11 protein-coding genes are annotated in these 10,700 nt (G+C 61.6%); 6 read left to right on the top strand and 5 right to left on the bottom strand.

Annotated elements, in window-relative coordinates; translation table 11 throughout:
- The first annotated feature begins 104 nt into the window (after positions 1 to 104).
- On the top strand, positions 105 to 854 hold the full coding sequence (locus Q5H31_RS07670) for a Fic family protein (RefSeq protein ID WP_207388166.1): 750 nt from the start codon (positions 105 to 107) through the stop codon (positions 852 to 854).
- A 33-nt stretch (positions 855 to 887) separates the two neighbouring features.
- On the opposite strand, the gene miaA is transcribed toward Q5H31_RS07670, so the two are convergent.
- Both miaA and miaB read right to left on the bottom strand, forming a co-directional pair.
- The gene (gene miaA / locus Q5H31_RS07665) at positions 888 to 1,874 is read right to left on the bottom strand and encodes a tRNA (adenosine(37)-N6)-dimethylallyltransferase MiaA (RefSeq protein WP_007052636.1); all 987 of its coding nucleotides are present in this window, start codon (positions 1,872 to 1,874) and stop codon (positions 888 to 890) included.
- 10 nt (positions 1,875 to 1,884) lie between these two features.
- Positions 1,885 to 3,339, bottom strand: coding sequence for a tRNA (N6-isopentenyl adenosine(37)-C2)-methylthiotransferase MiaB (gene miaB, locus Q5H31_RS07660; RefSeq protein ID WP_007052635.1), 1,455 nt, complete (start codon positions 3,337 to 3,339; stop codon positions 1,885 to 1,887).
- A 131-nt stretch (positions 3,340 to 3,470) separates the two neighbouring features.
- Here miaB and Q5H31_RS07655 point away from each other — a divergent pair, with 131 nt between their 5' ends.
- A complete protein-coding gene (locus Q5H31_RS07655; RefSeq protein ID WP_007056209.1) occupies positions 3,471 to 4,211 on the top strand; it encodes a GTP pyrophosphokinase family protein in 741 nt (246 codons plus the stop codon).
- Between the two features lie 32 nt (positions 4,212 to 4,243).
- Here the strand turns inward: Q5H31_RS07655 and Q5H31_RS07650 are convergent, their stop codons facing one another.
- The 3 genes from Q5H31_RS07650 to Q5H31_RS07640 all read right to left on the bottom strand — a co-directional run bounded on the left by Q5H31_RS07650 (position 4,244) and on the right by Q5H31_RS07640 (position 7,325).
- Entirely contained in the window at positions 4,244 to 5,260 is a 1,017-nt protein-coding gene (locus Q5H31_RS07650; protein WP_013410776.1) for a DMT family transporter, read from the bottom strand.
- A 139-nt stretch (positions 5,261 to 5,399) separates the two neighbouring features.
- On the bottom strand, positions 5,400 to 6,299 hold the full coding sequence (locus Q5H31_RS07645; protein ID WP_007052631.1) for a Bax inhibitor-1/YccA family protein: 900 nt from the start codon (positions 6,297 to 6,299) through the stop codon (positions 5,400 to 5,402).
- A 180-nt stretch (positions 6,300 to 6,479) separates the two neighbouring features.
- Entirely contained in the window at positions 6,480 to 7,325 is an 846-nt protein-coding gene (locus Q5H31_RS07640) for a DUF5067 domain-containing protein (RefSeq protein WP_007057205.1), read from the bottom strand.
- Positions 7,326 to 7,659: 334 nt separating this feature from the next.
- Between Q5H31_RS07640 and Q5H31_RS07635 the strand changes: the two genes are divergently transcribed.
- The 4 genes from Q5H31_RS07635 to Q5H31_RS07620 form a co-directional block, all read left to right on the top strand.
- A complete protein-coding gene (locus Q5H31_RS07635) occupies positions 7,660 to 8,892 on the top strand; it encodes a sensor histidine kinase (RefSeq protein ID WP_182431865.1) in 1,233 nt (410 codons plus the stop codon).
- Positions 8,893 to 8,926: 34 nt separating this feature from the next.
- A complete protein-coding gene (locus Q5H31_RS07630; protein ID WP_007056206.1) occupies positions 8,927 to 9,652 on the top strand; it encodes a response regulator transcription factor in 726 nt (241 codons plus the stop codon).
- Positions 9,653 to 9,691: 39 nt separating this feature from the next.
- A complete protein-coding gene (locus tag Q5H31_RS07625; RefSeq protein WP_007052627.1) occupies positions 9,692 to 10,333 on the top strand; it encodes a GNAT family N-acetyltransferase in 642 nt (213 codons plus the stop codon).
- A gap of 89 nt (positions 10,334 to 10,422) precedes the next feature.
- Positions 10,423 to 10,700 (top strand): DUF262 domain-containing protein (locus tag Q5H31_RS07620; RefSeq protein WP_302457645.1); only part of this gene is annotated, 278 nt, incomplete at its 3' end.

Genomic DNA, 10,700 nt, shown 5'->3' with positions numbered 1-10,700 from the left:
GATTCCCCGCTGGGGCGCGAATATGCCTTATCATGGGTTGCATGACACCCGCAGAGCGTGCGAGCGCAGTCGCATTTGCACTCAAGAACTGCGCACTGGAAGCGATGACGCCGGGCGAGGCAACGATGCGCGCCGCGGCTGCCTACGAACGCGGCTTGAAGCCCGTGACCCATCTCATCGACGTGGCGGACGAACAGACCGCCATGCGTCTGCGCGCCGCCGCCGGCCCTGCCGGAAAGGATCGTCTGACTGCCGGCAGTCTGGATGATCATGCCACGGATCGGGCGGATGCGGTGTTCGCACGTACCGTGTTGTTGGCGGAACGTCGATGGAATCCGTCTGGCGACTTGGATGAGCTGACCGCCATTCATAAGGGGCTGTTCGAAGGCGTGTTTGAGGATGCGGGCAAGTTGCGTACCTCAAACACCACACGTGAGGTGACGAACGACCGGGCTCGGGCCGCGAATCCTGAGGCGTTCTTCCCGGCTGGGCTCATTGAGACCGGCGCGCACAACATCGCGATGGAGTTGGCGGACAAGCGCAACCTGCATGCGTTGGATCGCGACGTGTTCGTTCACGCATTTGCTTCTATTTATGATGAGCTCGGTTATCTGCATCCGTTCCGTGGCGGCAATGCGATGGTGCTGCGTATATTCGGTTCACGCTTGGCGCATGACGCCGGCTGGGATCTCGACTGGGGCTCAGTGACGCGCGAAGAGTATCGCTCCGCCAAGCACTCGGCATATCGGGGCGACACGTCTGCACTGGAGACGATGTTCGACGCGATACTACGCCCGGCGAATCCGACGCGCGTGTTCTTGATCGCCGGCTGGAATCAGGGGCCTGCACACTGATTGCGGGTGATTGCATCGGCCTTTGGCTGATTCCTACGCCGTGATATCCCCCAGATGATGCTGGGTGTATTCGTCGGCTCGGGCGTCGATCGGGTCGTAGTCGCCGGCGTCGGCGTGCGCGATAATGGCCATCGCGTTGTCGACCAGTTTCGGGTTCAGGGCCTGCAGCCAGTGGATGCGCGGGTCACGGCCGAACCATCCCATCTGTTTGCGGGCGAGTCGCTTGGTTTTCTGTGCGATGTCCGCGAAGGCGTCGTTCACATCCCAGATGCCGTCCAGCAGGTCGATGATCTGCTGATAGCCGAGCGCACGTACGGCGGTGGCACCCAGATGCGGGCGCAACCGTTCGACTTCTTCGATGAACCCATCGTCATACATCTGCTTGGTGCGCAAATCGATGCGATGGTCCAAATCCGGGCGGTCCAGGTCGAGTCCGATCTGCACGGACGGAATCACGTACCGGTAGCGCGGCAGACTGGCCGAATACGGTTTGCCGGTAAGCTCGATGACCTCCAGCGCACGGATGGTGCGGCGTGGATTGCGTGGGTCCATGCGCGCGGCGGCCTCGGGGTCTTTGGCCCGCAACTCGTCGAACAAAGCACCGGCACCCTCGGTTTTCTCGCGTTCCTCAAGACGTGTGCGCACGTCGGGATCGGTGCCGGGGAAGGTGATGTCATCGATGGCCGCTCTGGCGTACAAGCCGGAGCCGCCGACGAGAATCGGCCGGATGCCACGTGATTGCAGGTCGGCGATGGTCTCGCGCGCAAGCTGCTGGAATCGGGCCACGCTCATCGTGTCTTCGGGGTCGATGATGTCGATGAGATGGTGCGGCACGGCCGCCTGTTCCTCGGCGGTGGGTTTGGCGGTGCCGATATCCATGCCACGGTACATCTGGTAGGCGTCCGCGTTCACGATTTCGGCCCGCTCCCCCGCTTCGGCCAGACGCCGGGCGATGGCGATGCCCAACCCCGTCTTGCCGGACGCGGTGGGACCGACGATGGAGACGACTCGTTGCGTCATATACGCCCCCTCAGTGCCGCACGGAATAGGTCTGGCCGGCGGCCACGTCGGGGTCGGCAAGCAGATTATGGCGGCCGGCGTGTGTGACGGTGGCCGTGACGAAATCGCCGATTTCAGGTACCGGTTCGCCTTCAGGCACGCCGATGTGCACCAGCACGCCGGTTTTCTCGCGGCCGGTGACACGGTGGGTGTCGGTGTCCTTCTTGCCGAGTTTGCCGGTGATCATCACTTCGACGTCGCGGCCCTCGAATGTGGCGAGGTTCTCTTCGGTGATCTGCTCCTGCAACGCCACCAGACGGTCGAACCGGTCCTGCACCACGTCGCGCGGAATCTGTTCCATTGCGGCGGCCGGCGTGCCGGGGCGTGGCGAGTAGATGAACGTGAACGCCGAGGAGAAGCGCGCCTGGCGCACCACATCCATGGTCTGCTGGAAGTCCTCTTCGGTTTCGCCGGGGAAGCCGACGATGATGTCGGTGGAGATCTGCGCGTCGGGCATGGCGGCGCGGATGCGGCCCAGTATGTCGAGGAACTTGGCGGAGCGGTAGGAGCGGCGCATCGCGCGCAGGATGCGGTCGGAGCCGGACTGCAGCGGGAAGTGCAGCTGGTGCATGATGTTCGGCGTTTCGGCCATCGCGGCGATGACGTCGTCGGTGAAGGCGGCCGGGTGCGGCGAGGTGAAGCGCACGCGTTCGAGACCGTCGATGGTGCCGCAGGCGCGCAACAGCTTGCTGAAAGCGTATCGATCGCCAATACCATAACCGAACGAATTCACGTTCTGGCCGAGAAGCGTAACCTCCTTGGCACCATCGGCCACACATTGGCGAATCTCATCAAGAATGTCACCGGGGCGGCGGTCCTTTTCCTTGCCTCGCGTGGTGGGCACAATACAGAACGTGCAGGTGTTATTGCAGCCCACGGAAATCGCCACCCACGAGCTGATGCGGGAGGCGCGGGCGGCGGGAAGCTGGCTCGGGAACTGCCGCAATTGTTCAGTGACCTGGACCTGCGCCTTGCCGGTCGCACGATTCTGATCCAACAGCTTGGGCAGATCTTCGATGTTCTTGGTACCGAACACCGCGGAAACCCATGGCGCAGTATCCGCGATCTTCTTGCGGTCAAGCTGGGCCATGCAGCCGCCAACGGCGATCTGCAGGTTCGGCCGAACCAGTTTGACGCGATTGAATCGGCCAATGGTGCCATACATGCGTTCGGCTGCGTTCTCGCGTACCGCACAGGTATTGAGCACCAGCAAATCGAGGTCATTGTCATTGATCTGGTCCTCGGTTGCAGGCACGTAGCCATTGGCCTCCAGCACGCCGGCGATGCGCTCGGAATCGTGCACGTTCATCTGGCAGCCGAGCGTATGGATATGGAACACGCCCTTGCCGCGTTTCCCCAGCAAACCATCGGTTCCATCGGCTGCAATCGAGGCGCGCTCCGCCTCGGTCATCATGTCTTCATTCATAACGACCGATTCTATCGACGGGGTTCGTCATGCTCCGGTCACGTATGCCATTGGTTGTCACGATGTCAAATTATGGGTTCTTGGAAAGATTCCCCGCGAACGTCCAGATTGGCTGGAATCCGCCGAGTATATTGGTGGACGTGATACTTGACCGACATAGCCGACTCAAAACCTCCGATCTGCAAGCCCGTCTCAAAGCGTTGGATCTTCCGGGAGGCACCTTCACTCCCGAACAGGTCGTTGAATTCGTTGACCTCATGCAGGTGTATGAAGGCGCGATGTACGAGATCAGCACCAAACTGGAGATTCTCGACGACGAGTTCCAGGTGCGGTTCAGCCATGACCCGATACATCATATGGAACGCCGTCTGAAGTCGGTGAGCTCGATCATCGGCAAACTGGAGCGCAAGGGTCTGCCGATCGGCGTCAATTCGATTAAGGACAATCTGTTCGATGTGGCCGGCATCCGCGTGATCTGTAATTACCGCGACGACGTGTATTCCGTGTCCAACTATCTGTCGTCGCAGTCCGATATTCAGGTGCTGCGCGTCAAGGATTACATCAAGAACCCGAAACAGAACGGGTATCGTTCATTGCACGTAATCTACGCGGTGCCCGTGTTCCTCTCCTCGGGCGCGCATTACACGCCGGTGGAGGTGCAGTTCCGCACCATCGCCATGGATTATTGGGCGTCGCTGGAGCATGCGCTGCGCTACAAGACCGATTTGCCGGACAACAAGCTCGCCGAGCATTCCCAGACGCTGCTCGACTGCGCGCGCTCATTGCAGAACATCGAGGTACAGATGCAGAACATCCACCGCGACATCAACGGCGCGCCGCAAGTGGGCGAAGCGCCTAAGACCTCGGACTGAGGTGCTATGGAATCGGCCTGCGGCCGATTCATTCACCGTTGCGGCCACTTCGGCAGCCTGGCCGGCGCTTGGGCCAGTAGGGTGCCGAGGAAGATGAGGGCGCAGCCGAAGTAGCCGCGCGGGGTCATCACTTCACCGAGAAGCAACGCACCGCCTACCGCCGAGAAGAACGATTCGAGGCTCATCAGCAGGCTGGCTCGCGTCGGTGGCACCCATTGCTGGCCGACCACCTGCAAGGTGTACGCGATGCCCACCGAGCCGATGCCGGCGTACAGAATCGGAATCCAGGAATGAGCAGCGCCGGCCCAGTCGACCGAGCCTTCGATCAGCGAACCCGCCCAGCTCAGCACGGCGGTGGTGCAGAACTGGCCGAATGAAAGCTTGATGGCGTCCACGGTGCCGCCCAAAGTATCGATCACCAGAATATGCACGGCGAACAGCACGGCCGTGAACACGAGCAGGATATCCGCCAGGCCGATCGAACCGAAACCATCGGTGATGCACAGCAGATAGAAGCCGGCGATGGACAGCGCCACGGCCACGAACACCAGCATGCCGATGCGCCGGCGCAGGAACACGAAGGCCAGCAACGGCACCATCACGATGTACATGGCGGTCAGGAATCCCGCACGGCCGGCCGATTTGCCGTACAGAATGCCATACTGCTGCAGGGTGCTGGCGGTGAACAGCACGATGCCGCAGATCACGGAAATGACCACCGGGTTGGCGAGCAATCGCGCCACGGCCGAATCGGGCTTGTTCGCATTCAGCTTGGCACCGGTGATGGTAACGACGTCGGATGCACCGTTCGATGCGGCATCTGTGGAGACGGCCACGGATGCCTCGGTCCCAACGACATCGGCCCCGGCTGTATCGCCCTTATCCGCGCTCCCCCGGCCACGCATCCACAGCAGAATCGGCACCAAAGACAGTGCTCCCAGCGTGAAGCGCGCGGCGTTGAAGAACATCGGCGACATCGAATCCATGCCCTGGACCTGCGCCACGAACGCAAAACCCCAGATCAGCGCGGTCAACAACAGGCTCAGCATGCCTACGAGTTCTTGTCTTTTCACGGGGAGCCAGCCTAACGTGCGAATGTGACAGACATGAAAAAGCCCGGCCACAATGTGGTCGGGCTGTGACGTTTGACGGGCAGGCTACATGCCGCTCGCCAATCGGCTGTCGAGGCTAGTCCCTGTTGCCGAGCAGCTGCAGGATGTACAGGAACATGTTCACGAAGTCGAGGTACAGGTTCAGGGCGCACAGGATGGAGATCTTCTTGACCATTTCCGGGCCCTGGGCCTCGTATTCGGTCAGCAGCGCGCGCGTGGACTGCGCGTCGTAGATGGTCATGCCGGCGAACAGGATCAGGCCGATGGCGCAGACGATCTTGGTCATGCCGTCGACCTGCACGAAGGCGAGCACGATCTGCGAGATGATGAGCACAATCAGGCCGATCATCAGGATCGGGCCGGCCTTGAGCATGTTGAACTTGGTAGTCATGCCGAACATGGTCAGCGCAAAGAAGAACGCGGCGGTGACACCGAGTGCCACGCCGATCGAGCCGAGGTCGTAGACCATGAAGATCGAGCTCAAGGTGAAGCCCATCAATGCGGCGTACACATAGAACATGACGCGCGCGGTGGCCGACTTCATCTTGGTGACGCGCATGCCGAGCACCACGGCCAGGGCAATCTGCACCACGCACAGGCCGATGAGGCCCACCATGCCGGTGGCCATGAGGAAGCTGTAGTAGGCTCCAGTGATCTGGCCGAGCACGGCGACCACGGCGGTGACGAGGATGCCGATGGTCATCTCGCCGTACACCTTGGTCACTGAGACTCGGCGGGCTTCCTCATAGTTGTAGGTCATCGTCGTGTTGATGGTGGCCGCACCCGCACCGGCACCAGTACCCTGCGGCACGTATTGGTAGGTGGGAGCGCCCTGCGGCTGGGCATAGTAGTTCTGGCCGTAACCGGACTGTGCGTATTGCTGGCCATATCCAGACTGTTGGGCGGCGTTGTAATCAGGCGTGTTGTATTGCGGGTTGTATTGCCCGTTGTTCTGGGGCTGCTGACCGAATGTCATAATCGCTCCTTTAGCGTTTGTTCCAGTACCAATCTTAGAGGAACAAAGCTGAACATTCCATGAATATGATCGATCGGCTCGTTCTGCTCATCTCAAAGCGTAACGGGCGTTTCCACCATGCGCGTGGCATGCACTTGAGATTCGATTGACATTCGATCGCAGCTTGGACCGCCGCGCGATTCACTGCAACGTGAAGGTATGCGTCACCTTGGTGTCTTGATCCGTTGATAGGAACGCAGTGACATCCACCGTAATCGGCGAATCGTCTTGCAGCACATAGCCCAGCGTCACCGTTGCCGCGGTCCCGGGCTGTGCTTGGGCCAAATACGAATTCGCGTCATAGCCTTCAGGCTGATCGAAGTATACTGCCGTCTCCAGTTCGGTGCCGTTCTGGAACACGTTCGGGTGAGCCAAAGTGGCGAACGAGTTGTTCTTGGACGTGTTGTTCGTCCATTCATAAGTCACCAGAGCGGTGGGCTTGCCGTTATAGTCGTTGACGCTTTTCACGGCGGAGACTATTTTCACGTGGGCACCTTCGATATCACCTTCCAAATCCTGCTCGCCCTGCGCTTTCTGCTCGGATGCCTTGCTCTTGGAGGCATCAGACGATTTGCCCGCGGACTTTGATGATGAGGATTGTGACGTGTCGATGCCCTTGGACTCCTTAATGGAATCGTCAATGGCCTTGCTGGCAGCGGACTGCATGGCCAGCGTGATCACAATGGCCAACACCGACAGCACCGCCGCCACAATGGACAGCACCTTGCCGCGTTTCTTGCCCCGGAAGGTGCCCACTATGGCGATAATCGCCAGTATGACGCCGATGAAGCCAAGGATTGCGGCGATATTGTTGACGATGGGAATAAAACTCAGCACCAAACCCAACGCGCCAAACACCACGGCCGCGATGCCGCAGATGGTGGTATGCAGATGTTGCGGTTGCGGCGGCTGAGGCTGAGGCTGTTGTGGCTGGTACTGCTGTGGGGATGAGGGAACCGGCTGCGGGGCGATGTTGTGGTTGGACATGATGTGCTCCTTCTCGTATCTTCCCCGAAATAGGGATGTGAGCACGACGCTACCGGCCGCGAAACAGCGACGTTAGTGGACGAACGGTCATTGTTCGTTGCCTGTTCGGGCAATACGGAGGTGATAACGGTGCCCGCATGTCCAGTGGCGGGGGCCGGATGCAGGTCATACAGTGGAAAGCATGACGAACCCACAACGCGCCGCCGGGCCATACCCCGGTTTCCGACCCGGCTCACGGCCTGACGCTCGCCCTATGCCCGGCACGGGGTCCCCGGTTCCTACACCGGATACGGACGAGGTGCCCGTGACTACGCGCGTATGGTGTTCGGTCGTTATGGTGCCATTGGCCAGTTTCATGTGCATGGCGCAAACCTCGTTCTTCGCCCAGAATTTTGCGCAGGATTCCGCAGGATACACGCTGATGGTCCTCTGCACCTTGCTGGCATTCCCGGCAGGGTTCCTGCTCTTGGCCCGCAGCGAATACCCGGAGGCGACGTTCTGGATCGCCTGCGCGCTGGTGGTCGTGTTCCCGTATGACTCGCTCATCGCACTGATGGCGATGACCTCATTGCTCGCCCGTCGTTCAAACCGGAACACGACCATCCGCGCCACGGTTGGCGGCACCATCGTGACGCTCATCTCCCAGCTCCGCGACGCCCTGCAACAGCCCAAAGCCTCGATTTGGCATCTGATTTTCGCTCAACCGCATACCGGCGGCGATTCAGGCTCCCCGATGGTGATGCTGGTGGAGGAGCCGACCGTCATCATCACCGCCACGGTGGCCTCACTGGTGTTCGTGACCATCGCTACGCTCATCGGCCTGCATATCCGTTCGCGCGCCCGCCTGCGCACGGCGAATGCGGTGGCCAGCGCGGCCACCACGCATGCCGCGACCCTGCAGACCGACCTGACCAACCAGCAGCTCGCCGACGCCATCGCAGCCGAAGCGCACGACACCCTCGCGCATTCCCTGTCCCTGATGGCCCTGAACGCCAGCGTGCTCAAGGCGGAGGCGGCCAAGCTCGGCGACTCCCCCGAAGCGCAATCGTTGGCGGATAAGGCCGAGGACATCCGTCGGCAGTCGGCCGGGGCATTGGACGAGGCCCACTCGATCATCGACATGCTGCGCAACCCGCACCAGGCATGGGAGCAGCTCGCCCCGTCCGACGACACGTCGCTGACCCGCGAATCGCTGAATGCGCTGATTGCGGACACGCGCAACTCGGGCACGTCGCTCAACACCTGGATCGATATCCAGCAGCTGAGCGTGATGGATGAGTCAATCGGCAAGGTGGCCTACCGCGCGATCCAGGAGGGATTGACGAACGCGCGGCGGCACGCGCCCGGAGCGCCGGTGTCGTTGGAGGTCTCCGCCACGCCGCAGGCGGGCGTACATATCCATATCAGCAATCCGATCGCCACGGATGCGACCGAGACGCAGCGGGCCCATGGGGCCGGACTGCCTGGTTTGGCAGCGCGCGTGCACTCGGTCAACGGGCAATGCCGGTATGGGATGGACGATCGGCACCTGTTCCATGTCGACGTGCAACTGCCTTGGCGCAGCTAAGATGGCTAGCGTGAGTGAGAAGAACGGGAATAGTGTGTCTGGTGGAAAGCCCGAACGCGGCGGTCTGACCGGAAGCGGCACCGGCTTAGAGCCCAAGCCGATCCGGGTCAGCGTCATCGATGACGATCCGATGATCTGCCAGGCGATGAGCCTGATCCTCAACGATTATTCCCACGGGCGCATCGAAGTCGTCTCCACGTCCACCGATGGCGAGACCTGCGTGAGGCGGGCTGCCGAGGAAAAGCCGGATGTGGTGCTGATGGACATCGCCATGCCCGGCGTGGACGGCATCGAGGCGACCCGTCTGCTGCGCTCGCTCTCCCCCGCGCCGCACGTGCTGATCCTGACCTCGTTGAGTCCGTCCGGCACCGTGGAACGCGCGGTGGAGGCGGGCGCCGAGGGGTTCGTGTCGAAAACCGATGCGGCGGACGATATCATCCGCCGCATCATCGGGGTATGCGAGGGCGCGCCGCAGTTCAACACGGCCAGTCAGAAACAGCTGATCGACGATCTGAGCGTCACGCGGCCGCGTTCGCGCCGCGATGAGGCGCGCGCCCTGCTCGACGCGCTGCCCGACCGCGAGCGCGAGGCCGTGATGCTGGCGGCCGAGGGCTATACGAACGCCGAAATCGCCTCCCGCATGTTCATTTCGGAGCGTACGGCGAAGGCGCATCTTTCTTCCGCGGCGAACAAGCTCGACATGGGCCGCGTGCAGATGGCGCGGCTGGTGGAGCGGGCCGATCTGCCGGCGCGGCTGTAAGTCGTCCGGTTGTTGAGCCGTATCAGTCATAATGGGAATATGAGTGAAGCGATTATTCGAACATTACGTAGGGATGACTATCCGGCGCTGATCGACCTGGTGCGCCGCACCTGGTATGCCGAATTCGATGAGCGGACCGGTCTGCTGGCGGCCGAAGCGGACTGGGAGAACTGTCTGGCGCGCACCACCAACGCGTTCGTCGCCGAACTGGACGGCCAGCCGGTCGCCCTGATCGTGGGGCGCGTCGATGCGCTGGACCATCGGAGCCCGCTCAACTCGCATCGGATCAACTCGTGGAACGCGCTGGCGCGGCTCGTGTTCGCGAAGGGCGGAATCAAGGCCGCCGGCGAGATTCTGGGCATTCTCGGCATCGACAAACGGCTGCGCGCCCAGGCCGCGAGCGCCGGGCATGACTATGCGGCGGAAGTGGTGCTGTTCGTACTTGACCCGGCGGCGCGCGGCCACGGGCTGGGCCGGCGCATGTTCGAGACGCTGATGGACGCGTTCCGCCTGGCCGGCGTGCGCGACTACTTCCTGTTCACGGACACCACATGCGATGTCGGGTTCTATGTGCATCGCGGCCTGACGCAGGTGTGCGAGCAGTCACTGCCCGCATCCGTGCCGGGAGAAAACCCGTCTTCGTTCTACTTGTATGAGGGGTCGGTGCCCGAGCCGGCGTGATGTGCCCGCCGTCGGGCAAACACTGGTAGGCTTGAGCACAAGTTGGTATGCCGGCATACCGTCCACAGGCCGGCGACGAAGGGGCTGACATGGCAATCAGTGCGAAGGAACTACCACTCGGGAAAGTGTTCACCCCGGATTTCCGGTTCACGATCCCCTCATTCCAGCGGGCCTACATCTGGAAGACCGAGAACATCCTGCAACTGGTAAGCGACTTGGATGACGCCTGCAAGTCGCCCGGTACTCCGTACTTCCTCGGCTCGCTAATTCTGGTGCGCGAGGGCGATAACCGTTACGACGTAATCGACGGGCAGCAGCGGCTGGTATCCCTGTCGATCATCATCGCCGTGTTGCGCGATCTGGAGCG

This window comes from uncultured Bifidobacterium sp. (genome assembly GCF_959020155.1).
Taxonomy (GTDB): domain Bacteria; phylum Actinomycetota; class Actinomycetes; order Actinomycetales; family Bifidobacteriaceae; genus Bifidobacterium.
Note: the sequence above shows the minus strand (reverse complement) of the source record. Positions and strands in the feature narration are given on the sequence as shown.

What these genes read in the sequence shown, in the direction of transcription:
- Q5H31_RS07670 (WP_207388166.1), top strand. Translation starts at nt 105, where the DNA reads ATGACGCCGGGCGAGGCAACGATGCGCGCCGCGGCTGCCTACGAACGC.
- miaA (WP_007052636.1), bottom strand. Translation starts at nt 1,874, where the DNA reads ATGACGCAACGAGTCGTCTCCATCGTCGGTCCCACCGCGTCCGGCAAG.
- miaB (WP_007052635.1), bottom strand. Translation starts at nt 3,339, where the DNA reads ATGAATGAAGACATGATGACCGAGGCGGAGCGCGCCTCGATTGCAGCC.
- Q5H31_RS07650 (WP_013410776.1), bottom strand. Translation starts at nt 5,260, where the DNA reads ATGCTGAGCCTGTTGTTGACCGCGCTGATCTGGGGTTTTGCGTTCGTG.
- Q5H31_RS07645 (WP_007052631.1), bottom strand. Translation starts at nt 6,299, where the DNA reads ATGACATTCGGTCAGCAGCCCCAGAACAACGGGCAATACAACCCGCAA.
- Q5H31_RS07640 (WP_007057205.1), bottom strand. Translation starts at nt 7,325, where the DNA reads ATGTCCAACCACAACATCGCCCCGCAGCCGGTTCCCTCATCCCCACAG.
- Q5H31_RS07635 (WP_182431865.1), top strand. Translation starts at nt 7,660, where the DNA reads ATGGTGCCATTGGCCAGTTTCATGTGCATGGCGCAAACCTCGTTCTTC.
- Q5H31_RS07625 (WP_007052627.1), top strand. Translation starts at nt 9,692, where the DNA reads ATGAGTGAAGCGATTATTCGAACATTACGTAGGGATGACTATCCGGCG.